Origin of the sequence: Actinoplanes sp. NBRC 103695 (assembly GCF_030269485.1) — a bacterium.
In the GTDB taxonomy this organism is placed as follows: Bacteria; Actinomycetota; Actinomycetes; order Mycobacteriales; family Micromonosporaceae; genus Actinoplanes.
The window spans coordinates 1-25023 of record NZ_BSTL01000023.1 but is presented as its reverse complement, the minus strand read 5'-3'; the positions used below and the strand labels follow the sequence as shown (position 1 = coordinate 25023).

Below are 25023 nucleotides of genomic sequence, written 5' to 3'. Positions count from 1 at the left end.
GGCTAGAAGATCGCCCGGACGTAGCGCGCCTTGGCGGCGGCCAGCGAGATCACGAAGGACACCGTCAGCGTCACCACGAAGGTCGCGGCGAGGACCCACGGCGAGCGAGCCGCCTCCACCGGCGGGAGGGCGACCCGGAGGACCTCGAGGATCAGCAGGTGTACGAGGAACACCCCGAACGCCGCGTCGGACAGCCGGCGCAGCGCGAACGCCGCCCGCGGAGCCGGCGTCACCCGGGCGCCGACGCCGACCGCGACCAGGAAGAAGCAGATCGCCGCGACGGCCATCATCGGGCCCAGCCTGGTGATCGGCAGGAACGCCAGCAGCCGGTGCGGATCGGCGTACTGCCAGATCGGCTCGGCCACCGCCAGGACGCCGACGACCGCGGCCGTCACGATGCCCGCCGGCCGGAGCACGACGCCACGCAACGCCCAGCCCGCCACGAACAGACCCACGTACGGCCACCACTGGTTCCACGCGCCCAGGTGGATCGGACGCGGCTCACCCAGCAGGGACGACAGCGTGCTCAGCCCGTACGCCATCTGGGTTGAGAGGAGGGCGACCCCGGCGACGCAGAACGCGCGCCGCGGACCGCCACCGCGCAGGAACGCCGCGATCACCGGGGCGATCACGTAGAGGCCGGCGATCAGCCAGAGGAAGTAGAGGGCGGTGAACGTCTTCGCGTCCAGCAGATTGATCAGCGCCGAGCGCGGGCGGAACGGCTCGCCGCGCAACAGCACCCGCACCCCGAAGAGGTAGATCAGATGCCAGGCGACCAGCGCGGGCAGGATGCGCACGAACCGCTTGCGGTAGAACGCGGCCGGGCCGTCCACGTGTGCCCGTGGCGCCAGCAGCAACGCGCCGCTGATCATCACGAACACCGGGACGACCCAGGTGGAGCCGACGTTCACGGTGACCGCGGCCCACCAGCTCAGCGTCCCCTTGCCGTGGGCGAGAAGCAGGCCGGACACGTGGATCGCCACCACCCCGACGATCGCGATCACCCGGAGCGCGTCCAGCTCCCACTGCCGCCGCGGTCGTGTCTTCGGCTGTACCGGGATGTCGAGAAGGGCCATGCAAGGACCAACGACTACGCCAGTTCCAGGGCTTTCGCGGCGGCGAGAACGTCATTCTTGATGGTGGTCGGCGACGGCGCGGTGGAGATCGCCCACTCCGGGTCCTTGAGTCCGTGCCCGGTCACCGTGCACACCACCCGGGCGCCCGCCGGGATCTGACCCGCGTCGCTCTGCTGCAGCAGCCCCGCCACGCTGGCCGCGCTGGCCAGCTCGACGAACACGCCCACCTCGCGGGCGAGAAGACGGTATGCCGCCAGGATCTCCCGGTCGGTGACCGCGTTGATCAGCCCGCCCGACGCGTCCCGCGCGTCCAGCGCCTTCGTCCAGCTCGCCGGGTTGCCGATCCGGATCGCGGTGGCGATCGTGGACGGCTCGGGCACCACCTGGCCGTTGACGATCGGCGCGGCGCCGGCCGCCTGGAAGCCGAACATCCGCGGCGTCCTGGAGATGTTGCCGGCGTCCAGTTCCTCCTGGTAGCCCATCCAGTAGGCGGAGATGTTGCCCGCGTTGCCGACCGGCAGGCAGTGGATGTCCGGCGCGTCGCCGAGCGCCTCGACGATCTCGAACGAGGCCGTCTTCTGCCCGTGCAGCCGGAAGATGTTCACCGAGTTGACCAGCGACACCGGGTAGTCCTGGGACAGTTTCGAGGCCAGCGCCAGGCAGTCGTCGAAGTTGCCGTTCACCTGCAGCAACTTGGCGCCGTGCACCAGCGCCTGGGCCAGCTTGCCCAGCGCGATCTTGCCCTGCGGCACCAGCACCGCGCAGGTCAGGCCGGCCCGGGCGGCGTACGCCGCGGCCGACGCGCTGGTGTTGCCGGTAGAGGCGCAGATGATCGCTTTCGCGCCCTCCTCGACCGCCTTGGACACGGCCATCGTCATGCCGCGGTCCTTGAAGGAGCCGGTCGGGTTGGCGCCCTCCACCTTGAGGTAGACGTCCGCCCCGGTACGCATCGACAGCACCGGCGCCGGCACCAGCGGAGTGTTCCCCTCGTGCAGGGTCACGACGGGTGTGTCCGGCCCGACCGGTAACCGGTCCCGGTACGCCTCGATCAGTCCACGCCACATATCTCAATCCCCACCCTCGACCCGCAACACGCTGGCGATGGACCGCACAATATCGAGTCGGCCCAGCTCAGCAACCGTCGCGGCAAGGTTGGCATCCGGCGCGCCGTGGGTGACGATCACCAGTTGCGCGTCCTCGGAGCGGCCCGACTGCCGCACCGTGGCGATCGAGACCTCGTGCCGTGCGAAGACACCGGCGACCGCGGCCAGCACACCCGGGCGCTCGGCCACGTCCAGGCTGATGTGATAGCGGGTCACGGCTTCGCCGATCGGACGGATCGGGAGCTTCGCGTACGCCGACTCGCTCGGCGCCCGGCTGCCGGTGAGGCGGTTACGAGCCGCCGCGACGATGTCGCCCAGCACGGCGCTGGCGGTCGGTGTGCCCCCGGCGCCGCGACCGTAGAACATCAGCTGACCCGCGGCCTCGGCCTCGACGAAGACGGCGTTGAACGCGTCGCCGACGCTGGCCAGCGGGTGCGACCGCGGGATCATCGCCGGGTGCACCCGCACGCTGACCGACTCCTGGCCGTGCGAGTCGGGACCGCGCTGCGCGATGCACAGCAGCTTGATCGTGCAGCCCATCGCCTGGGCGCTGGCCATGTCGCCGGCGGTCACCCCGGTCATGCCCTCGCGGAAGACGTCGGCCGCGGTGACCCGGGTGTGGAAGGCGAGCGAGGCGAGGATGGCTGCCTTGGCAGCGGCGTCGAAGCCCTCCACGTCGGCGGTCGGGTCGGCCTCCGCATACCCGAGCTCGGTGGCCTCGTCCAGCGCCTCACCGAAACCGGCCCCGGTGGCGTCCATCGACGACAGGATGAAGTTGGTCGTGCCGTTCACGATGCCGGTGACGCGGGTGACCCGGTCGCCGTGCAGGGACTCGCGCAGGGGGCGCAGCAGCGGGATCGCGCCCGCCACCGACGCCTCGAAGTAGAGGTCGGCGTTGCCCTCGGCGGCCGCGTCGTGCAGCGCGGCGCCGTCCTCGGCGAGCAGCGCCTTGTTGGCCGTCACCACGCTCTTGCCCGCCCGCAGCGCCTCGGTCAGCCAGCCCCGGGCCGGCTCGATGCCGCCGACGACCTCGATCACGATGTCCACGTCGTCGCGCTTGACCAGGCTCAAGGCGTCGGTGGTGAACAGGTCCTTGCCGATCGGCAGGTCACCGCGCTCGCGGCCCGGCCGGCGGACCGCGATGCCGACCACTTCCAGTTTCGCGCCGATCCGCGCGGTCAGGTCGTCGGCCTGGTCATGCAGCAGCCGGACGACCTCCGAGCCGACGGTGCCGCAGCCGAGCAGAGCGAGTTTCACAGACCTCATCCAACATCCAATGCGAGCAGATCTTCCTCGGTCTCCCGGCGGACGATCACCCGCGCGGCCCCATCCCGGACCGCGACCACCGGTGGGCGTGGCACGTGGTTGTAGTTGCTGGCCATGCTCCGGCAGTACGCGCCCGTACCGGGAACGGCGAGAAGATCTCCGGGCTGCACGTCGGCGGGCAGGAATTCATCCTTCACGACGATGTCCCCGGACTCACAATGCTTTCCCACCACGCGGGCCAGCAGAGGCTCGGCGGTGCTCTCCCGCGAGGCGAGCGTGGCGCTGTAGGACGCGTCGTACAGCGCGGTCCGGATGTTGTCGCTCATCCCGCCGTCCACGCTCACGTAGGTCCGGATGCCGTCGACGTCCTTGACCGTGCCCACCTCGTACAGCGTGAAGACCGACGGGCCCACGATGGCCCGGCCCGGCTCGATGGAGAGCTTGGGGATGGCCAGCGAGGCCAGGTCGCACTCGCCCTCGACGATCTTGTTGATGCGTTTGGCCAGGTCGCCTGCGGGCGAGGGATCGTCCTGCGTGGTGTACGCGATGCCGAAGCCGCCGCCCAGATCCAGCTCGGGCAGCTCGACGCCGCGCGCGTCGCGGATCTGGCGCTGGAGCTCGAGCACCCGCCTGGCCGCGACCTCGAAGCCGCTGGTGTCGAAGATCTGCGAGCCGATGTGCGAATGGAGGCCCCTCAGATCCAGCTTGCCCTCGTCGAGGATCTTGGTCGCCGCCGCGAACGCATCCCCACCGGCCAGCGAGAACCCGAACTTCTGATCCTCGTGGGCGGTGGCGATGAACTCGTGGGTGTGCGCCTCGACGCCGACGGTCACCCGCAGCAGGACCGCTTGCCGGGTGCCCGATTTTTCGGAGATCTCCGACAGGCGGTCGATCTCCTGGAACGAGTCGACGACGATCCGGCCGACACCGGCGTCGACGGCTCGCTGCAGCTCTCTGACCGACTTGTTGTTGCCGTGGAAGCCCATGCGCTCGGGCGGGAAGCCCGCCGCCAGCGCGATCGCGAGCTCGCCGCCCGTGCAGATGTCGAGGAAGAGACCCTCCTCATCGATCACCTTGACCACCGCCTTGCACAGGAACGACTTGCCCGCGTAGTAGACATCGGCGTCGCTGAACGCAGCCTGAAAGTCGCGGCAGCGGGACCGCAGGTCGTCCTCGTCCAGGAAATAGGCAGGGGTCCCGTGCTCGGCCGCCAGATCGCGGACGCTCACGCCGCCGATGACCAGATCCCCGGTCCCGGCGCGGGTCACGGTCCGCGGCCAGAGCTCCGGCACGAGGGCGTTCACATCCTCCGGGGTACGCAGCCACGCCGGACCCCGGGCGCCCAGATCGCCGTGCAGGGCACCCGCCTCATGCGTTCTCACGCCTTACATCCTTTCCGGTGCGCCGACGCCCAGCAGGCCCAACCCGTTCGCGATCACCGTACGAGTGGCATCGTTCAGCCACAGCCGGGCGCGGTGCAGGTCGTTGATCTCCTCATCGCCCAGCGGCGTGACCCGGCACTGGTCGTAGAAGCGGTGGTACGCCCCCGCCACCTCCTCGAGGTAACGAGCGACCCGGTGCGGCTCACGCAGCTCGGCACCCCCGGCCACCACGGCCGGGTACTCGCCGAGGGCCTTGAGCAGGTCGTTCTCCTTCTCATGACCGAGCAGCCCGGGGTGGAAGTCCGCCGGCTCGCCACGGGTCAGGCCCACCTCGGCGGCGTTGCGGGCCACGTTCGCCGTACGGGCCGCGACGTACTGCACGTAGTAGACCGGGTTGTCCCGGGTGGCCCGGGTCCACAGGTCGATGTCGATGTCGATCGTCGAGTCCGACGAGTACCGGGCCAGCGCGTACCGGGCCGCGTCCACACCCAGCGCCTCGACGAAGTCCTCCAGGGTCACCACGGTGCCGGCCCGCTTGCTCATGCGCACCGGCTCGCCGTCGCGCACCAGGTTGACCATCTGGCCGATCAGGATCTCCAGGTTCACCGCCGGGTCGTCGCCGAAGCACGCCGACATCGCCTTCATCCGGCCGATGTAGCCGTGGTGGTCGGCGCCCAGCATGATCACCACGCGGTCGAAGCCACGCTCCCGCTTGTCCAGGTAGTAGGCGCAGTCCGCGGCGAAATAGGTCCAGTCGCCGTCCGACTTGCGCAGCACCCGGTCCTTGTCGTCACCGAAGTCGGTGGTGCGCAGCCAGGTCGCGCCGTCCGCCTCGAAAAGGTGCCCCTGGGCGCGCAGCCGCTCCAGCGCCTTGTCCAGCTCGCCCCGCTCGTGCAGGTCCTTCTCGTTGAAGTAGGTGTCGAAGTGCACACCGAACTCGGACAGCGACTTCTTGATCTCGGCGAACATCAGCTCGACGCCGCGGACCCGGAACGTGTCCAGGTCGGCGTCCGGGGCCTCGGCCCTGATCGTCGCGGCGATCTCGGCGATGTACTCGCCGCCGTACCCGTCCTCGGGCACCGGCTCGCCCTTCGCGGACGCGTACAGCGACTTCGCGAAGCGGTCGATCTGCGAACCGGCGTCGTTGAAGTAGTACTCCGTGCCGACCTCGGCGCCGGCCGCGCGCAGCAGGCGGGACAGCGCGTCACCCACGGCCGCCCAGCGGACGCCGCCGATGTGCACCGGGCCGGTCGGGTTGGCCGAGACGAACTCGAGGTTGATGTGCTGGCCGGCGAGCCGGGCGGTGTGGCCGTACTCGGCGCCGGCCAGGACGATGTCGCGGGCCAGCTGACCGGCCGCCGCCGCGTCCAGCCGGACGTTCAGGAAGCCCGGCCCGGCGATCTCCACCGACTTGATGCCCGGCTGAGCGCCGAGCTCGGCGGCGAGGGCCTCGGCCAGCTCGCGGGATGGCACTCCGGCCTTCTTGCTGAGCTGGAGGGCTAGCGTGGAGGCATAATCGCCGTGCTCAGGGTTGCGGGGTCGCTCCACGGTCGTCGCCGCCGGCAGGTCGGCGACGTCCAGTCCCCGGGCAACGAAAACGGCACGGGCAGCTGAGAGAACGGTGGCAGCGAGGTCGGCGGGAGTCACCGAGCCATGCTATCCGGGTAGACTTTTGTGCTTGGCGGCGTCCCGCTGGGTGTGGGTTCGGTGTCAGCGGCCACTTGCGGATGGATTGACGAGGAACGATGAGCATGAGCACCCCGGGCCCCGAACGGGTTCCGTCAACGGTGAAGGTCGACAAGACCTCCGGCCAAGGGAAACCGCCGGCCGGCGCGAAGAAGGCGTCCTCGGCGGCCAAGCCGGGCGGTTCGCGTCCCGGGGGCGCGAAGGGCAAAGGCCGTAAACCCGTCACACCGGTCAAGGTCGCCGGGAGCCGCAACTGGGGCCCCATCGCCGTCGCCGGCGTCGTCGTCCTGATCGCGGTGGGCATCATCGGGTACGGCGTGTACGCCGCGGCCAAGAGCAGCAACGAGGCCGGCACCCCCTGGCAGGAACGGGCCGCCTCCATCGACGGCATCGTGAACTTCCGGGAGAACAACTCGGACGCCTCGATCGCCGCCCGCAACCACAAGTCGGGCGTCCTCACCTACAAGACCAGCCCTCCCGTCGGCGGCGACCACAACCCGCGCTGGGAAAACTGCATGGGCGACGTCTACACCCAGCCCATCCCGAACGAGCACGCGGTACACAGCCTCGAGCACGGCGCGGTCTGGCTCACGTACAAGCAGGGCATGCCCGAGGACCAGGTGGCCAAGCTCAAGAGCAAGGTCGAGGGCCAGCCCTACACGTTCATGAGCCCCATCGCCAACCTCGACAAGAACGTCTCCCTGCAGGCCTGGGGCTACCAGCTCAAGGTCGACACGGTCGACGACACCCGCATCGACGAGTTCATCAAGTCCCTGCGGCAGAACGCCACCGTCGAGCCCCAGGCCGTCTGCTCCAACGGCGTCACCGTGACGGGCACGACGCCCCAGGACAGCTGATGCCCGTCAGCACCACCGAAACCGGAGCGGCCGGCCCGGCCGCTCCGGTCGACGGCCCCGAGCCCCGCCGAGACTTCCGCTTCGGCGTGGTCTGGCTGGCGGCGCTGCTGATCGTCGGCCTCCTCCTGGGCGCCGGCGGTACCCTCCTGGCCGTACGCAAAGCAGGGGTGCCCGGCGACACCTCCCCCGAGGCCGGCTTCCTGCGCGACATGAGCACCCACCACGCCCAGGCGGTGGAGATGTCGATGATCGCCCACGCCGGCACCACGGATCCCACCATCGTCAGCCTCAGCGCCGACATAGCCCTGACCCAGAACGGCCAGGTCGGCGTCATGCAGGCGTGGCTGCGCGACTGGGGCCTCAGCCCGACCGGCTCCCAGCCCACCATGGCCTGGATGCCCGGCGGCCAGGCGTCGGTGAAGAACGGCCTGATGCCCGGCATGGCCACGCCCGCGCAGATCGACCAGCTCCGCAAGGCCACCGGCAAGGACCAGGACGTCCAGTTCCTCACCCTGATGAGGGCCCACCACCTGGGCGGCCTGCACATGGCCCAGGCGATCCTCGACCAGTCCTCGAACAAGGACGTGACCTGGCTCGCCGGGTCGATGGTCACCGGCCAGCAGAGCGACCTCAACCTGATCGACGACCTGCTGAAGAAGGCCCAGACCGGCACCTGACGACCCGCCCGCCGGGTATCCCGTTTGCCTGGCGGTCGGGAGGGCCTGCTAGGATTTTGTCGTTCCTGAGCCCCCGTAGCTCAGGGGATAGAGCGTCGCCCTCCGGAGGCGAAAGCGCAGGTTCGAATCCTGCCGGGGGCACGTCACAGAACTGTGCACTACCCACGGGCACGTTGGTGGTCGAGGCCACTTTCCCGTTGCAGCCGCCACGAACCCGGCGTTGATCGCACGCACTGCAGGTGTCGTATTCACGCCGAAGGCGCGTCACAGGACTGCAAAGCGCAACGCGACTGGCCGATCGCTGATCGTGGAGTCCGCTCATACGAAGCCATGAACGATGCCCTCGGCGCCTACGCCGAGGGCATCGTCGCGCTCCCGCCTTCGCCCCTTCGATGAACCTCGGGTGTGACCCCACCCCAGGTCGGGGCCACACTTTCCTGCGTCGATCCACCTGCATCCACGCGGCCAAGTCCTACCAGCGGGGCTTGTACCGCTGAACACGCGCTCTCGCGCCCGTGACGTTGATGCGCATGGTCATGAGTTCCGGGCTAACGCCGTACTGGTCGGCCGCCTCGTCGATCGGCAGTCGCTGGCGAACGACGGCGAGCGCGGCTTCCTCGGAGACCAGCAGGGCGGCGCCTAGCCATGCCGCTTCGTCCTCGACGTCCTTGTTCCAGTTACGGCAGCCTCGATCGTCGAGAGCGGGAGTGGGCGGGTGCTGGAGTAGACCGTGCGAGATCTCGTGGGCGACGTTGTTCGCCTGCCGGCCAATCGTGTGCGCATCGTTGTGCACGACGGTGCGCCGTGTCCCCCGGAATACCGTTACCGCCGAGAAGGCGGAGGTATCGGTCTGGCTGAAGTGGCTGACCGCTGTCGGGGCGTCTGTTCCGAAGTCGGACAGCGCGATGATCGGGATGTCGAGGCACTCTGCCAGGTTCCAAGGGTTGAGCGGATCGGTCGTCCTGAGTCGAAGCTCGGCTCGGACGTCTCTGGCGATGTCGTTGGCCTCGGTCTTGAAGCCGCGCCGAAACCCCATCGGTCTATTTGTCCTTCCGCAAGCGCTCGTATGTCGCCTTGATCAGTTCGTCCAGGGCGGTGGCGGCCTCGTCGGTCAGGTGGGGGTCGCTGCGTAGGTAGGTGGAGATCATCGCCAGAGGTTCCGGCCTTTCCGGTCTCAGTTCTGAGCGCACGAAGTCGTTGGTGTCCAGGCCCGACCACGCGGCGAGTGCGGCCAGCCCATCGACGTCGGGACGCTTGCCCTGCGCCATCCGAGTCAGCGTGGATGCGCTCACGCCGGACTCGCCGGCCACGTGCTTCCAGGTCAGCTTTCGCGCCTGCCGTTGGGCGTCGAGCGCGGCGTAGAACCCCTCGGCGTCGAACCATCCGGCCTTGGTCACGCACACCTCCAGTTGCAAGAGTCGAATCAACAGTCTAATCTGGGATCACTGGATGGCAACCCGCCGCCAGTATCGCAATCGAACCCACGGGAGGTACGGCATGGTCGCCGTTCCTGCGCAGGAGACCACCACGCGTGGTCATCTGATCACCATCACCGTCAACGAGAAGCCGGTCCGCATCGACGGTCCGAAGGCCACCGGCCTGGAGATCAAGCAGGCCGCCATCGCCGCCGGCGTCCAGATCGAGGTGTCGTTCCAGCTCTCCGAGGAACTGGCCGGCAACCACACCCGCATCGTCGGAGACACCGACGAAGTGCGGCTCAACAAGCACTCACGGTTCACGGCCGTTGCGGACGACGACAACTCCTGAACGATGACGATGAACCCCGAGGTGGCCGACGCCATCGAGAACATTCGAGCGACCGTGCAGCCGAGCCTGGTTACGGTTCGCGAGGACGGGGAGGGAGGTGCCTTCGTGATCGTCGAAGGCACCGACCCTGGCCCGCTCTATGAGCAGCCCGATACCTGGATCGGCTTCCGAATCACCTTCCAGTACCCGTACTCAGACGTGTACCCGCACTACGTCCGGGGTGACCTGACGCGCCGCGACCAACAACCGCTCGGGGAAGGCACCAGCGCTACCACTTTCGAGGGGCGGCCGGCGATTCAGCTTTCGCGTCGCTCCAACCACCTCAACCCCGCCACCGACACCGCCGTCATCAAGCTACTGAAGGTGCTCACATGGCTACGCACACGCCCCTGAGCCCATGGAGCCTCGTCATTCCCGGCGAGATGATGCGAGATCTCGAACGGCACCTCTTCCCGGGCGACGGCGACGAGCACGGCGCGATTGTCGTCGCCGGGATCACGTCGACTCCTCGTGGCACTCGCCTGCTGGCGCGAGAGCTGTTCCTCGCCCGCGACGGGCAGGACTACCTTCCTGGCACTCGCGGATACCGGATGCTCAGCGCGTCGTTCATCCGCGACCGGATCCGGCACTGCCGAGACGAACAACTGGTCTATCTGGCAGTCCACTGCCATGGTGGCAACGATTCCGTCGCGTTCTCCGCCACCGACATGGCATCTCACCGACGGGGTTATCCAGCCCTACTGGACATCGCCAAAGGCCAACCGGTAGGAGCATTGGTCTTCGCCCGAAACGCCGTCGCCGGGGACATCTGGCTCGCCGACGGAACTCAGGTGCCGCTCTCACACACCCGCGTCTTGGGCACCCCGATCAGGACGCTTCGCCCGGCGCCTCGACCGCTGCCCGCCCACGCCGACGCAACCTACGACCGGCACACGCGCCTGTTCGGCGATCGTGGCCAGGACGTGCTCGCCGGGCTGAAGGTGGGCGTCATCGGCGCGGGCGGCGCTGGATCGCTGATCATCCAACAGCTCTCCCGGCTCGGTGTCGGCCACCTCATCATCGCCGACCCGGAAAGGATCGAGATCACGAACCTTCCTCGCGTGGCGGGCAGTACCCAGTTCGACGCCCTCGCGTGGCTCGTCCGCGACGGCAGGCCCGAATGGCTACGTCGACTCGGGAAACGATTCGCCGCCCCGAAGGTCCGCATCGCAGCCCGCACCGCTCGCACAGCGAACCCCGCCGGCAAGGTCGACGCCATTTTCGGCGACATCACTCATGCCGCCGTCGCGGACCGGTTCGTCGACTGTGACTATCTGTTCCTCGCCGCAGACTCGATGCAGGCACGCTTGGTCTTCAACGCGCTCACCCACCAGTACCTCATCCCGGGTGCGCAAGTTGGGGCCAAGGTCCAGGCAGACAAAGCCACGGGAGAAATCCTCGACGTTTTCGCCGTATACCGGCCCGTCACGCCCGATCTCGGCTGCCTGTGGTGCAACGGACTGATCAACAGCTCGCGCCTACAAGACGAGGCCGTCAGCGTTGAGGAGCGCCAAGCGCAGCGCTACGTCGATGACCCGACCGTCATCGCACCCAGCGTGATCACGCTCAACGCGATCGCGTCTGCCCACGCCACGAATGACTTTCTGTTCACTGTCACCGGCCTGCTCAACGACGCCGCATCCACCGAGTACCTGCGCTTCCTCCCAGCAAGCCGAGACGTCCGATTCGATCAACCACGGAAGGACGTCGGCTGCCTCGAGTGCGGTTTCGGCACACAGAGCCGCAGAGCCCGGGGCGACCTGCGGACATTGCCAACTCGCCAGCGTCAGCCCGGCTGACCCTACTGATCCCGGCGTGGACCCCGCCAGGACCGCCCGAGCGCGGCGCCGACCCCCGCCGGCTCAGGCGACCCGGATGCACCTGCCACAGCAACGCCGCCGGCCTGCACGCCAACCTCGGCCACAGCCGAGGCCAGCTACGACAAGATCGAGCGCGACGACGTCAAGTGGGCCTGACGAGAAGCATGATGTAGCGCAGCCGTGGCATACTGCCAATACCTAGCGCGCGTCCGCTGCTTCGGGTCCACCAGGCAGCAAATCTGGAAAGATCCAGCGAATCCTCGATGTCCAGCGCGCTGACGTCAAGGTAGGGCGACTTCCCGAGCTGTGACCGGTAGCAAGACGACGCTCGACGTACGGGCATCGGCTACCCGGGTGAATCTAGCCGGATAAGCGACGATCCGGCCGGTAGGGCTTACTGGCCCGAACCCGACTCATGTGACCTGCTGGTTGGGGTCGAGTCGGGTCGGTGCCCGCTCTCGTCCCCTTGGTGATGGGAGTCGAGGCGATGGAAACTCTGTCTGGAACTGTGATCCTGTCGATCATGGCTACCTTGTTGGCAGCTTTGATTTTGGGCGGCGGCACCGGCATCTTGGAGAAGGTGGACGGCACGCCGCTGGGCGGATCGGTCCAACGTGGCGCCACAGCGTTCGCGGTGGTCATCAGTCTTGTCGCTGCTCACATGGCCGTCGATGCGTCGGCACTTGTGTGCCTAGTGAACGCGCTGTTCGGAGTGACGTGCGGACTTGCCGGGGTCATCCTGGCGAGAATTGACACCAAGCCGTGGCCACGGGCAGTAATCGGCGGAGGCGCCTGCTTTGGCGGAGCCGCTGGGGTTATGGTGGCGCTCGAAGTAATGGCGCGAGTCTTTTAGCCGCGCCGTGCAGATCGCCTGGCCGTCCACTTCTCAGCTGACCGAGCGGCCCCATATCGCCACGTTGGGTAAGATCGCCGAGGCTTGCCAGGCTAGGGTGTTGCCGTGACGGCCTCGGCCACCGAAGTGCCCTGTCTGGGCGACCGCCGCCATCCGGACCGTTCCGGAGCCGGGTCAGGTCGTCGACTGGGCCGTGGCATAGGTCGATCAGCAGAGTCCCTTATCAACAGCGAACATGGCGCTCTCTACGAACACGTGGTCTGAGCAGGGTTTGGAGTGCGGATATGACGGCTGCTCCAGGCACAGTTGTGGGCGAGGTATCCACGCCCCGCTGGATCGCGGCTTCCTTGCGGGAGAACGAGGGCCGCGACCCGCTCGGCCTGCAGACGACCACCCAGGATCGATTGATGCCGCTGCTCCTGCCGGGCATCCTTGAGTTGTCCCGGCGTGCACGGTACTTCGCATTCCACGCCTTTCTCCTCGACGAATACAAGGGCAGACGACTGCCGGCCGACGGCAAGTCGCTAGCCACATTCATCCGCCGGCGTGAGTGGGAACTCGGCATCGCGGTGCAGCGTTGCCCGAACGAGTGCGGGTCGAGCCCGGTCGGCGCTCGGCGGCTGAGCGACGTCGGCGCAGGGCCGGGACCGTTCCCGCGCGGGGAATCGGTAGAGAGCAGCTTCGGCGGATACGGGCTGTACTACCGCTCGCCGCTGATCGAGCTTGGCATTGTCGCGAGAGCTGGAACGATGCTCGGCGAACAACCGATTCCCATCGATGTCCTTCGCTCAACTGATCGAGCCCGACGTCTGGCGGCGACATTTCGGAGCGCTGTGGAGGGTACGGAGTACTACCGCCGTTTCATGTGGACCAGCGATCCGGTACCCGCAGCCGCAATCGACGAATACGCCGGGGTCGCTTGCCTGTGCCGGCTGCGTGAGCGACCGGACGAACGTGACGCCGTGCACGACGCCATCTTCGGTAGCGACCCACCCGCTGCCCGCGAAGACGATGAGGTCGCACCCGGCGTTAGTGCCGCGCTGGACGGCGGTGCGGTCCAGCGCCGACGGAGCGTTGGGCACTATCTCAGTCTCGTCGCCGCCGATCCGAATGTGCCTTGGTCCGGCCACGCGTACCGGGACGCGTTGTGGTCGTATCCGCAACCGCGCAGCGACGGGCACGCTCTCGTCGCCGGGCAGTGGGCGGCGCTCATCGCCAAGGACATCTGGCAGGAGGTCATCTGCTCGGTCTGGTCGCAGTTCTGCCGTGCCGGCCTGGCCCGCAGCCGCGACCTGGGTCGCGGGCTTACCCACGCCGAGGTACGTGACGTGGCCTCAAACATGATTGGCGGACCACCCGCCTGGGACTCCAGCTACCCGACGACTGCAATCGCCGCCTCGCTGGAGACCGCAGCGTTGACCGTGCCTGACCGCGACGGCGAGGATATAGACGTCGCCACGGCGTCGATGGACACTCTTCGATGGTTGACCGCCGGCCTCGACACGGCCACCTCCGCAATCGTGGTGCTGCTCGAACTCACCCGCCGTACCGAGGGCCGCGCCGATCCCGGCTGGGTGAGGGCGTCGCGGGTGAGATCGGCATGGCAGCCGTCGGTAGCCGAAGTCCTGGCCGCCGTCGGTGAGCATCTCGACGGTCAGCCGTCCCTCGGTGAGACGCTGTGGTGGCTGGTATCGCGGTTCGTGGTCCCTGTGCATGAGCGCATCGCCTATTCCAAACTGCCGGACTTCACCTTCCGGTTCCGCTGGGAGGAAGGGCTCCTGCGGTTCTACGACCACGGCATCGAGCGGTTCCCACTCGCCGCGATCCGTGCGGACCCGCTGAGCTGGATCACCTGGGACCTGGGTCTGTGGGAAGGCGACGGGCCTAACGAGTCACGGCTGACCGATCGCGGCACCGAGTTCGTCCTCGAGGTTCTCGGATGACCGAGCCGGCCGCCTCTTCGGTGGAACGAAGCCGCCCGGTTCATGAACTGTTCATCGGTGCCGCGTCGGCGATGTGGGCCACGACGTACAGCGTGGACCTGTCGTTGTTCAACGAGTTCCTGTTACCTCGGTTGGGTGACCCCCCGCTCAACGTCGTCGTCCTCGCGGACCACCGCAGGCTGACCGCCGGCCTCGACCGTCTCCCCGCTGATGCCGTCGACACTCTCACGGCCGTGAACCGTCGGTGGCTGCTGCGCGGTGTACGTCCGGGCGGTCAGGCGTTCCACCCCAAGACGTACCTCACGGTGGCCGGAACCAGGGCTACCCTGCTGGTCGGGTCCGGAAACCTTTCAATGACTGGGCTCGACCGGGGCAAGGAGGTGTTCACCACCTTCCGCTCCGGCACCCCTGCCGGCGACGCAGCCATCGGCACCTGGCGAACCTGGATTCATCGCATCGTCGGTCTCGTCGATGACACAACTCTCGCCCAACGGCTCCTCGACCTGAACACCCGGCTGCCGCCTCAGCCAGCCGGTACGTCGCAAACCGACTCACCTCTGCTCCACAATCTGGACACCCCGATCGCCGCACAGTTCAAGACGGCCCTTGCTGCCCACGCGCCCTCGGACATTGACGAGCTGCTACTCAGCGCCCCGTACTACGACGACGATGCGGAGGCGGTCGGGCAGCTACTCACCGACCTGCGCCCTCGGCGCGTTCGGGTGTTCCTCACGAAAGCCACCAGCGTCAACGGCAACCGGCTCAAGGAACGACTGATCGCCTACGGCGCCGCAACCGACGTGCTCATGTACCAGCCGGACGAGTTCGTGCACGCCAAGCTCATTGGCGCTGTGGCCGGTGACCAAGGATGGCTGCTGTCTGGATCAGCGAACCTGTCCCGAGCCGCGTTGACCCGCACTGTGGGCCACAGCGGCAACGTCGAGGTTGCCGTCCTTACCCGACACACCGCAGACGAGGTCCGAGCGGCGTTCATACCGCCGGACACCATCGCCGTTGCCGCCAGCCTCGACCAACTCGGATCATGGTCTTTCCGATCCGAACCGGAACCCGCAGCGCCCTCAGTACGCCTGATCTCCGCATCCGCGAACGGTGACGGACGGGTAGAAGTGGCCAGTGAGCCGATGGCCCAGCCCGGTTGGCTGCTTGACGACCTGACCCACCGACAACCGCTCACCCGCGACACCTCCGGGAGAGCCGTCACCGCTGGTCCGCTGCATGGGCGACTCGTTCGCCTGGTCGACGCCAACGATTCCGTCCTGTCCAACCAGGTAGTCGTGGACGACCCGACCGCACTCGCAGCCGCGCTCACTGCGACAGCGCGACCCAGCGTCGACCTACCGGACGGCCTTGTCACTGGTGACCTCGCCAGCCCGCTCGGCACGATGCTGGCCTGGCTGCACCGCAACATGGTGATGGAGGTCAGCGATAGACCGACATCCACCTCAGTCGGCGGCGTCACGGCCGATGAAGAAACCGAACAGGGCGACGACGACCTATGGGTGCGCCTCGAACGTGAACAGCTCGGTCGTGATCCACGCGCCAGCCGATACGGGAGAATCTGGAGCGACAGTCTCGACGCCAGCGAACCGATCATCGAGCTCCTCGACGCGCTACGCGCGCGGACTCCATCCGAGCCCGCTTCCGGCCGTGCCGGGCATTCACTGCTTGCACGACTCCTCGACGACGCAGCCAATGCCGATGAAGAAGAGGCACCTACGCCGCGGAGATGGCGGCTCGCCGCCCGCGTCCGGGTACGCGCCCGCAACCTCCTACGACGCTGGGCCGACACGCAAGCGGACCCGCGCCTGGCCTGGGTTGAACCCCTTGCGCCGGCCGGCAACTTCGCGACGATCGTCGGCGCGTTCGCCGAACTCAACCTCGCCTCCGCCCAGACCCCCGACCGGCTGGAGTTGACCGAGCAAGACCTTGATGACCTGTGGCTGCGCTGGCTCGGCGGATTCGCGGGAGGCGGCACCCGCCCCGGCTGGCTCAACCAGGTCGATCAGGAAGTCCGTACGAAAGCCAAACAACGACTGCCTCGGTGGCTACCGGAAGCCGTTGCCGCGTTGTGCTGGCTGACTGTGCAGCCCGGTCCACGCCGTCGGGAACGAGTTGTGGAGGCCCAGCCCGTCATCATCGCCGCGTTCGACCACAACCTGGTCGACCCGACAGACGAAACTGCCAGATACCTCAGCGCCATTGCCGGACGCGCCATTACTCGCGCCGAAATTGATGAACAGCTCCTGGGCGCCATCACATTCATCGACGATGATCTCTGGTGCGCCCGCACGGTGGCCGAGCTTGGCCTTGACGGCCTCACTCTCGACGCGCCACCCGGCGCCGCAGCGATCCAGGTCCGCCTTGGAGTGCAAGGTATCGCGGATCCTCTGCTTGATCCACGTCTGCCGCGCCTACTCGCCGCGATCCGCCGATACCGGCGTTGCCACGGAGTGGCCGTGTACGCCACAGACAGTAGCTGGCGGCTTTCCCTCACCGAAGGTGAGACGATCGCCGTTCTTCCCGGCCTCGGCCAGGCGGTAGTGGAGTCAAGCGAACCAACCAGCGACCATCTCCTCGACCAACTCAACGCCGCGGTCGGCGTCCTGGCCGACCTGTTCGCATAGCTGAACGAGGATGCTCGATCTGCGGGCTGCCGCTGACGATCCCCTCCATGGCCGCTGCGAGCCCGGCACCGCCACCATGGCACTGACGGCTCTGCCATGTACGGACTCAACGAGAATGGTCCCGTGGACCTTTACTCAACCTATGTCCCGCCACCTCTGGCCGAGGAGTTGAGCTGGCGTCAGCTCTGGCGTGCTGGCGCGTTCGCTCAGCTCGATCTTGCATGGGACACCAACTTCTCCGGACACGCGAAGGAACGCGGCTTGGGCCACGGGATCGGCCTGCGGCGGCTTGAGCGCCTGGACATACAGGGTGCTCTTCAGCCGATCGCGTGGGAGCCCGCATCGCTTCCTCGACCTCACACCGTTTGAGACGCTCATGACGTTCCGCGAGGAGGGACCGGCCCGCGCTTGGCCGGCCCCCAGGGGGGATGCACACGGCCGCCGACACACCAGTGCACTGTATTCGCCGTGGCAACTGCTCTATCTCAACGACGTCCTACTCGGCAAGAGCGTCAAGATAGCGCTCGAAACCCTCTTGGCGCCGGCCGAGGAACGCGACGTCGCACTCAACCAGACGCGCGAATGGCTCGAGGCACAGCAGGATAGGTGGCAGACCCTCGACGCGGCCTGGCGACCGCTCGTGAAGCTGCTGGTACGCCTGCAGAATCGCTACCTTCCCGAGATCACCGGCCGCACGACGGTACTCTACGACGCCGAGCAGAAGCTGCAGGTAGACCCGTGGCCGGCCGAGTGTGAGCGCTTCGACCCGCAGACCGTCGCCACTGAACTTGCGGTATCGGCCCTGCAAGTCACCGAGGCGTACTGGTTTCTCGTCGAGCGGGGCATCGACTGCGAACCCCGGGACGGGCTTGAGCTACTGCGGCGGGCGCGGCCTCGCTCGTCGCACAAGCGCATGCGCGGAACATCACGTCAAGCCCGGGATCACTTCGACGCCGCGCAGCTCCTCTGGCTCTTCCTCACCGACCTGACAGGTGATCCGCCAGGACGGCCACCGCTTTGGCCGATGGACGGTCGCCAACCCGAACGTGCGGCGCTCTATGACCAAGGGCCGCCCGCACGGACCACGCGCGCCCAACTCCAGGAGGAGTTGGTACAGGCAGGACTGTATCCACACGCCGTTCACGTGGTGGGTGAGGGACAGAGCGAGCGGGAGATGGTGTGGCGTCTCGTGGCTGGCCTGCTCGGGCGCCGATGGGCCGACGAACTGGGCTTCACCGATCTGGGCGGCGCCGGCTCGGCGAGCCGGTTGAACACCATGGTCAACGGCTTCACCACCTACGCACAGCGAACGGTGGTCATCGTTGATTCCGAAGGGACCATGGCTCAGTACGTCACCGGTCTGATCCGTTCTGATGAGCTGCCAGCAGACGACGTGCTGAACTTCGAAGCCAACCTGGAAGACTCGAACTTCACCCCTGCCGAAATGCTCGACGTACTCATCGAGCGTGCCGCTAACCCGCCTGACGGGCGACCAGCCGTCGCTCTCGCGTTGCCGCTCGAAGACGTTCTCGCCGCACACGATGAGCGAGGTCACAGGACACGGGAGAAACCTGGGCTTGCCGGCATCCTCCTAAAGCTCGCAGAAGACCCCAAATATGGCGGTCCCGTCACCATATCCAAGCCGGACTTCGCGACCGCACTGGCCGAACGGATACTGCTCGAACTCAACGACACCCACGACGACGAACAGAAGCTCCAAGCCCTACGCGAGCGCCGACCGCTGCTTCGCTTCGTGCTCGACCGGATATTGCCGGTTCTCACCGGCCCCCGGTGGGAGTAATCGAACGAAGCCACCGCCGTTAACGATGGAGCCCGCCGTGCCAGTCGTCGCTTGCCTCGATGACCGACCTGCGGTCGCGCTCCGGAGCGCGCCGAATCGGCGGACGCCCTCTACCCGCAGCTTGCTCAGCAAACGCACGGTACGGAGAGCGGGAAGCAGGCGCTTTCGAGCTGCTCGTGGCCTATCGAGAGACGATCAGCCTCAGCCGCGCGGCAGCAACGAAGTCGGCAGCGTCGTCGCCTCCATCTCATCCGATTCATCTGGAGCCTGCGCCAGTCCTGGAGCATCCGAGTATTCAGCGTCGCGATCGACAACGTCCTCTGCCGGGTTTCCGATGATGATGCCAAGTGCACTCTCCAACACTTCCGCCCTGTCGACTCCGTCGCGAGCCTCGGCTTCACCGTCGGCTCCTTCGTCGGCTACGGTCGGCAGCACGTAGTGTTGCGCTAAGCTCGCTAGATGTAGAGGTAGCGGCATGGACAGGGCATCCAGATAGTCCGGGGCCTGACGAAGATGGTGTACAGCCAAGGCCAGCGCCTCCGGCACGTCGCCCTGTTGCGGGTGACACGCCAGTACCGTGATTTCGATCAACGCGGGGTTCCACGCCGGGATCTCTGTGTCCATGGTCGGTTTCCCCTTGTTCTCGCCTTGGCGCAAGGGACGAGGGGCCAGTTTGTCAGCTTCGACCGCGGACTTCTTGAAGGTGCCGGCTTTCGCAGTTGTGCTGTAGAAGGTACGCCCGGTGCCCTCCGTCTCAGCCCACATGCCCGGCGGTAGGCCGTTGATCCCGCCGGTCGTTGGATTGCCCCACCATTGTGGAGTTTCCCGCCCGTCGGCGTCACGCAAGCGGACGAGCCGCAGATCGGCGTCCAAACTGGCTGCCGGCGCGTGTCCCGTCTTGATCAGATCGGGCTCCGCGTTGCCGTCCTGAAGCCAGGGCCAGTGCATTCGGCTGTTCTGCGAGTGCGTCAGAAGCATGGTGGGATGGCCGCGCAATGATCTGATCATTTTCTGCAAATAGCGGCCCGTCTCCTTGCGTTGTTCCTCCATATCCTGCTTCCATACCCGATACGTCACCCGTTTGATTGCACCGGTCGAGCTGCCGTCTGCGGCTACACGTTGCTGGGGAACGGTACCGGGCGGCACTGCGGCCAAGTCGAACGAGCCCGGATTCTGCTCATCGTCGACCTCCAAATCAGGAATTTCTGCAATCTTGACCAGTCTCAGCAGGAATTTCGGGTAGGAGATCCACTGAAGGGAATTCGGGTCCCAGCCGGTAACCGCCGCGAGTCCTGACCCGCTCCCGAGAGGGCTGACCATGACCGCGACGGGGGTGTGCCGCGGCAGTCGAGTCGGGCCGTCCTTGCGCCGCTTGACCATCCAGGTAGCAACGTAGCGCAGTTTGTTGGGCAGGGTTCCCGCGACCGCGTGTTCCGGCAGGACCCGGACGCCGAGTTGGCGAAGCCCATCCTGCCAGCCTGAGCGGACCCGATGCTCGACGTTCTTTTCCGAGTTGTAGGACTTGGCCTTCTTCGGGACCAGCACGAACTGGGTCAGCACGCCGGCGTCAGCGCAGCCTAAGCGGAGGGCGTACTTCGGATCGTCCAGGTTGTGGGCATAGTCTTGCCGCCGATCGATCTCGACCAGTGCGAGTTCCGGGTGGTCAGCTTGGGCGCCGTCGGCTTCGAGGAACGACCGAATCATCTGGCGGCGGGCGTCGATGGCGTCGGCGAGGGCCTTGCCCTTTGGGCGTGCCTTGGGATCTATGCCAAGGGTCTCGGCGAGTCCGTTGACAAGCCGTAGGCAGCGCAGTTCGAGCGTTAGCTCCGGGGTACGCCACACCAGGAGCGCGGGGCTTCCGGGCTTGGCGTCGTCGAATACCGCCTGGGTGTAGGCGAGTTCCGGCCAGCGGCCATCCCCTTCCAACCCGAGGATCTCGGCAATGGCGCTGATCGCTGCGTCACGGAGGGATGGAGTTTGCCACAAAAGTCGGGCTTTCACCGTCGGTGGCATCGCATCCGAGGCGAGCTCTGTGGGTAGGACTGGGTCCAGGTTCATGTTCACTTGCATGGCTACGGCTAGGGCGATCCGGCGAGCGTGCGCTGCCCTGGCTTGTTCGGCTTTCTTCCCCGCGTCGGTGGACGGGGTGACCCGTTGGTTGGAGGGGCCGCTGGGGCCGGCATGGCTGCGGGGCAGCCTGGGTACCCGGCGTAGTCCTTCGGGCAGTGCCTGTTCAGCCCACTCGGTGATCTGGGAGCGTTGGTGCGACATCAGGCCGGAACCGATTTCGTGCGCGCCCATCCGGGTACTGTGCACGATCGCGGCGCGTACCCCTTGCCCATCGCCGATCCAGTCAGCTGGTGCAGCGAGGAGTCTATCGGGGTCAGGGAACGGTTGACTGAGGCTGAGGCGGCGAAGAATCCGCGCGGGTCCGTTGCCGCCCCACACGTATCCACCGCTGCTTCGGTCGTAGGCGAGGCGGACGACCGCGAAGCGGTCGCTGGTGGGAGTTCCGCTGAGCCAAGGGATGGTGGGTCTCAGGTAGACCGACGTCGCGGTGCGGTAGGGCAGCCGGACTCTGCCGGTTCGAGAGTCCACGTGAGTCACCCAGCGCCGAACACCGGTATGCAGGTGCAGGCGTGGTCGCGGGTCGAATGGAACCGTGTGCAGAGACACGGCGATGTAGATGGAGAACCACCAATTCCGGTCTTTGACATCGTGCCAAAGGGGCTGAGAAACCAGTTCTGCGCCCTGTTGGCGAGGGCCGCGGGGGACGGCTCGGAACCGTAATGTTCCTGCTCCACTGTCGTAGGGGTCGAGCGCGAGGATACGCCGCGCCAAGGCGTCGGTGGCCAGTTGGTACTGCCGAGCTAATGGGGCGGCGGTACCGCCGTTGGTGGTTGGACAGCCGAGAAGGTCGACGGTGACCTCTTGCCATTGCGGCGGATCGGCGAGCAATTCAGTATGCGTGGATTGGACTTCCCGCAGGTAGTCTTCCTCGGGTCGTAGGTCACGTAGCCAGACGCCAATCAACCGATCGAGGGTGTCCCCAGGCAGCGGGTCAGGGGCGTCGGTCGGTACATAGAGCCAGGCGTCTTGCGCGCGTTGGATGGGGTCGGTTGGTCGGCCACGCACAACCAGGTCAGGCGCCAGGCATTGAAGCACGCCGTCCATCCGGCGGGTCGGCACGGCACGGTAGGGCTCCTGGTCGGGGCCTCGGCCGAGGTTGCAAAGGGCTAGGACGCTGGGGTTCCAGGTCTCGGGGAATGCCAGCGCGCGATACTGCCCGGTCAGTGGGGGGCACTGCGGGTCAAGGATGTACGCGGCGCGGCTGATGTCGTCATACCTGGGGGCCATGGATACCTTCCGCGTCGTTGATGGCTGCCGGTTCGGATGGAGCGTTCGCCGTGGACCGCAGCTGGGTGAGCGCGTCGTACAACGGCTCGTAGAGGGTGCGAACGAGAGCGGGATCTGCTGGATTCGGAAAGGTTTCCGGGTCGTTGGTTGGGTCGAAGTACGGGGCGAGAACTTGGTGCAGCTTGGCCAGCAGCCCTTCGTCGGTCCGACGACGACGACGGCGCCCAGCCGTTTCGGTGGTTGGGTCAGGCGTCGGGCTGCGCGCTTCGGCGAGGGCCGGGGCGAAAGCGGCGTCGACGAATACGACCCTGGCGGGGACGCCGCCTCGTACTAGGCGGCCGATGACCTGCCAGATCGTGACCATCTGGTCCCAGGCGAAGGAGGTCTGTTCGGTGGGGCTGAGTCGCGAGTAGGCGTAGCGGCGTGAAAGCAGCCGACGCCACTCTCGGCGAGCTAGATGCCGGAAGGCAAGGCCGGCCGCGTCGAGTTGTCCGGCCTCGCTAACGAGTTTGCTGAAGGTGCCGGTAAGTAGGCCGGGCTGATCACGGACGAAGCGGGTGACCCAGTCATTGATGGCAAAGACTGCCAGGGAAAGATCGTCGGGGCGGGGATGTGGTCGGGCAAGGAAGAAGACGACGCCGAATGCCGCGGTGCGTTGCGCGTTGAGGATGTTGTGGCCCCGTTCAATGGCCAACAGTGGGGCGACAAGCAGCTCGGCATCAGGGTCTTCAGCGAAGGCAGCGAGGTCACCTCGACGCACCGCGGTGGCCTGGGCGAGTTCGTCGTGGCTGGTAGCGCCCGAAGAACTAGACGTTTCCAGCTCGGCGTCGTCGGCGACGAGTACCCGCACCCTGCCGGACCAGCGTGGGATCTCTTGGAGAAGGTTGGCCGCTGTGGCGGCTTCCCGGTAGCTGCCCACCAGCAAGAGAGCCCGTCGGCGGCCTTCGTCCTGGATCTGGCGCAGTTCCTGGTCCAGTGGGCTGGGCTGCCCTGCAATGGACTTTCCAAGTCGCGTCACGATTTGACGGAGCACACCGGCGCGTGCGTCAAGACGGGTACCGGACAGGGTCAGCGGCCCAGTGCTGTCGTAGAGGAAGTGGGTCCGGAAGGTGGTTCCCCGGATTGCCTGGAGCGCGGCCTCGTCGGGTTTGAGTACCGCTTTCACTGGGACCAGAATGTGAGCACGGGTGGAGGTACCCGCCCAGCTGGTCCCGGACATCAGCAGTACATGCGGGCCGGGCCGCCCGTTCGCCGGGTCGGCGCCCAGTGACGGTAGGTTCAGCAGCAACTCTCGGCCAACGCCGGCGCAGCGGAAGAAGCGCAGGGTGCCACTTCGCCGGTCATCGCCCCCCGGTCCAGGCTCGTCGGGTAGGTATTGGAAGCCGAGAACGTTTCCCATGGGGGCTTCCGGCACGACGGGGGCGTAGTCGAGGGGAGGACGGCGAGAGAGCTCGTTGTCGGCGGTGTCGAGATGCATGGCGGCTTCGACCTGCGGCCACATGAACGACACTCGATCCAGCCGATGGTGCAGGGTGGCGAGCAGGAGGGTGAATTCCAGGCGGGTGGCGGTGCGCTCACGCCATGGTCGCGTTCCCCAAGTGTCGACCTCGTCGCGGCGAGTTCCGTCGGTGGGTTCCGGTTGGCGGACAGATCCATCAATGATCGGGGATCCGGCAAGCAGCAAGTCCAGGATGGCGTGGACACGCTCACGAGTGCCCCGTTCGTTGAGTGTGTGCAACAGGTCGCGGGCTCCGGAGACGAGCGCGTTGGTGTCGTCGCCATGGGGACCGCGGTCACCGAGCGGATCGTCGCGGAAGTCGTCGAAGGTCGAGACTACGGCGCGACGACGCTCGGCCCACGGCTCGGCACCGGTGTTGGCTGGAGTGGGTCTGCCAGCGTCGGGATCGAGGGCCTCCTCATCGTCGTACACATCGGTGTCGGTACGCACCCCCTCTGGCGTTGATGCGGCGCTGCCAGGTTGTGGGTACCAGTCGGCGATGAGTTTCTCCTGGAGGGTCCATGCACTGAAGTACTCGATGTCAGCCCAGTTCCGGAGGTCAGCGTTGCTGATCAGCATGGCGTAGAGACGATTCGTGGCCGAACTGACCACGTCCAGGGCTGCGCCCCACCGTTCGACGTCACGCTCGGATAGCGGCAATCGCCCTTGGCGCGCCAGCTCATCGATCTTGTGGGTGTGCAGCCGGTCGAGCCAGGATTCTGGACCCCGGATGACGAGCGTGGCGGCAGGTGCGAACGCGGTGTCTAGCTGCATCTGGACGCGGTCCGCCTCGTCGACGATGATGATGTCGCTGCGCAGACAGGCAAGTTCGAGGCGGCGCAAGCGTTCCTCGTTGAGGTGCTGCGGGACGGCGCTCTGTACCAGGCTCGCTGGGTTGGCTACCCAGATCAGTGCGTTGACCATGTCGCGGTCGGCGCTGTGCCGCGGGCACACACTCCACATCGGGCAGCCGTGCGCGGCCACCGTTTTGTCGTCACCATCTGGCGTGGACTGCGTGTCCGCTTGGGCTCCGGTTGGATATCGGTCGGGTAGTTGTATCCGGTTGACCTCGAGCAGGGCCGGCTTGTTGACGGGACGCAGATTGACGCAGGGGGCGTCGGCGTAGTGAGTTCCCCCCGGTTTGGTGGAGCCTCTCAAACATGATCGACTGATCATGGGGAGGACGTTCTGTGGCCGCACCGAAGAAGTACCCCGACGAACTGAGGGCGCGTGCTGTGCGTCTGTATCGCGAG

Annotated in this window: 18 protein-coding genes and 1 tRNA gene; 10 read left to right on the top strand and 9 right to left on the bottom strand. The window is 66.9% G+C overall.

Annotated elements, in window-relative coordinates:
* Positions 1-2 precede the first annotated feature (2 nt).
* From QSK31_RS34390 to argS, 5 genes are read right to left on the bottom strand one after another with little or no spacing between them, the layout of a single operon-like run.
* Positions 3-1076 carry an acyltransferase gene (locus QSK31_RS34390; protein WP_285688787.1) on the bottom strand — a complete coding sequence of 358 codons (1074 nt, stop codon included), beginning with the start codon at positions 1074-1076 and terminating at the stop codon, positions 3-5.
* Between the two features lie 14 nt (positions 1077-1090).
* The gene (gene thrC, locus QSK31_RS34385) at positions 1091-2140 is read right to left on the bottom strand and encodes a threonine synthase (protein WP_285688786.1); all 1050 of its coding nucleotides are present in this window, start codon (positions 2138-2140) and stop codon (positions 1091-1093) included.
* A 3-nt stretch (positions 2141-2143) separates the two neighbouring features.
* Positions 2144-3436, bottom strand: a complete 1293-nt coding sequence (locus tag QSK31_RS34380; protein ID WP_502873058.1) for a homoserine dehydrogenase — start codon at positions 3434-3436, stop codon at positions 2144-2146.
* 5 nt (positions 3437-3441) lie between these two features.
* Positions 3442-4827 carry a diaminopimelate decarboxylase gene (lysA, locus tag QSK31_RS34375; RefSeq protein ID WP_285688784.1) on the bottom strand — a complete coding sequence of 462 codons (1386 nt, stop codon included), beginning with the start codon at positions 4825-4827 and terminating at the stop codon, positions 3442-3444.
* A 3-nt stretch (positions 4828-4830) separates the two neighbouring features.
* The gene (gene argS, locus QSK31_RS34370) at positions 4831-6474 is read right to left on the bottom strand and encodes an arginine--tRNA ligase (RefSeq protein WP_285688783.1); all 1644 of its coding nucleotides are present in this window, start codon (positions 6472-6474) and stop codon (positions 4831-4833) included.
* Positions 6475-6572: 98 nt separating this feature from the next.
* Between argS and QSK31_RS34365 the strand changes: the two genes are divergently transcribed.
* The 3 genes from QSK31_RS34365 to QSK31_RS34355 all read left to right on the top strand — a co-directional run bounded on the left by QSK31_RS34365 (position 6573) and on the right by QSK31_RS34355 (position 8188).
* Positions 6573-7370: a thioredoxin-like domain-containing protein gene (locus QSK31_RS34365; RefSeq protein WP_285688782.1), complete on the top strand. Its 798-nt coding sequence runs from the start codon at positions 6573-6575 to the stop codon at positions 7368-7370.
* Positions 7367-8047, top strand: coding sequence for a DUF305 domain-containing protein (locus QSK31_RS34360; protein ID WP_502873057.1), 681 nt, complete (start codon positions 7367-7369; stop codon positions 8045-8047). Before QSK31_RS34365 ends, QSK31_RS34360 begins: the two co-directional genes overlap by 4 nt.
* A 69-nt stretch (positions 8048-8116) precedes the next feature.
* Positions 8117-8188, top strand: a tRNA-Arg gene (locus tag QSK31_RS34355).
* 331 nt (positions 8189-8519) lie between these two features.
* On the opposite strand, the gene QSK31_RS34350 is transcribed toward QSK31_RS34355, so the two are convergent.
* Together QSK31_RS34350 and QSK31_RS34345 are read right to left on the bottom strand one after the other, a co-directional pair.
* Positions 8520-9083: an ImmA/IrrE family metallo-endopeptidase gene (locus tag QSK31_RS34350; protein ID WP_285688780.1), complete on the bottom strand. Its 564-nt coding sequence runs from the start codon at positions 9081-9083 to the stop codon at positions 8520-8522.
* Between the two features lie 4 nt (positions 9084-9087).
* Positions 9088-9474, bottom strand: a complete 387-nt coding sequence (locus QSK31_RS34345; RefSeq protein WP_285688779.1) for a helix-turn-helix domain-containing protein — start codon at positions 9472-9474, stop codon at positions 9088-9090.
* 70 nt (positions 9475-9544) lie between these two features.
* Between QSK31_RS34345 and QSK31_RS34340 the strand changes: the two genes are divergently transcribed.
* From QSK31_RS34340 to QSK31_RS34310, 7 genes are all read left to right on the top strand, one after another.
* A complete protein-coding gene (locus tag QSK31_RS34340; protein WP_285688777.1) occupies positions 9545-9814 on the top strand; it encodes a multiubiquitin domain-containing protein in 270 nt (89 codons plus the stop codon).
* Between the two features lie 3 nt (positions 9815-9817).
* On the top strand, positions 9818-10207 hold the full coding sequence (locus QSK31_RS34335; RefSeq protein WP_285688776.1) for a hypothetical protein: 390 nt from the start codon (positions 9818-9820) through the stop codon (positions 10205-10207).
* Positions 10186-11652: a ThiF family adenylyltransferase gene (locus QSK31_RS34330; protein ID WP_285688775.1), complete on the top strand. Its 1467-nt coding sequence runs from the start codon at positions 10186-10188 to the stop codon at positions 11650-11652. Before QSK31_RS34335 ends, QSK31_RS34330 begins: the two co-directional genes overlap by 22 nt.
* Positions 11653-12142: 490 nt before the next feature.
* Positions 12143-12526, top strand: coding sequence for a hypothetical protein (locus QSK31_RS34325; RefSeq protein ID WP_285688774.1), 384 nt, complete (start codon positions 12143-12145; stop codon positions 12524-12526).
* Between the two features lie 347 nt (positions 12527-12873).
* A complete protein-coding gene (locus QSK31_RS34320) occupies positions 12874-14469 on the top strand; it encodes a hypothetical protein (protein ID WP_285688773.1) in 1596 nt (531 codons plus the stop codon).
* Positions 14466-17114: a hypothetical protein gene (locus QSK31_RS34315; RefSeq protein ID WP_285688772.1), complete on the top strand. Its 2649-nt coding sequence runs from the start codon at positions 14466-14468 to the stop codon at positions 17112-17114. Before QSK31_RS34320 ends, QSK31_RS34315 begins: the two co-directional genes overlap by 4 nt.
* 376 nt (positions 17115-17490) lie before the next feature.
* Entirely contained in the window at positions 17491-18915 is a 1425-nt protein-coding gene (locus QSK31_RS34310; protein WP_285688771.1) for a hypothetical protein, read from the top strand.
* A gap of 201 nt (positions 18916-19116) precedes the next feature.
* Here QSK31_RS34310 and QSK31_RS34305 read toward each other — a convergent pair whose 3' ends face one another.
* On the bottom strand, positions 19117-22272 hold the full coding sequence (locus tag QSK31_RS34305; RefSeq protein WP_285688769.1) for a pPIWI_RE module domain-containing protein: 3156 nt from the start codon (positions 22270-22272) through the stop codon (positions 19117-19119).
* Positions 22256-24946, bottom strand: coding sequence for a hypothetical protein (locus QSK31_RS34300; RefSeq protein WP_285688768.1), 2691 nt, complete (start codon positions 24944-24946; stop codon positions 22256-22258). Before QSK31_RS34300 ends, QSK31_RS34305 begins: the two co-directional genes overlap by 17 nt.
* Positions 24947-25023: the final 77 nt, after the last annotated feature.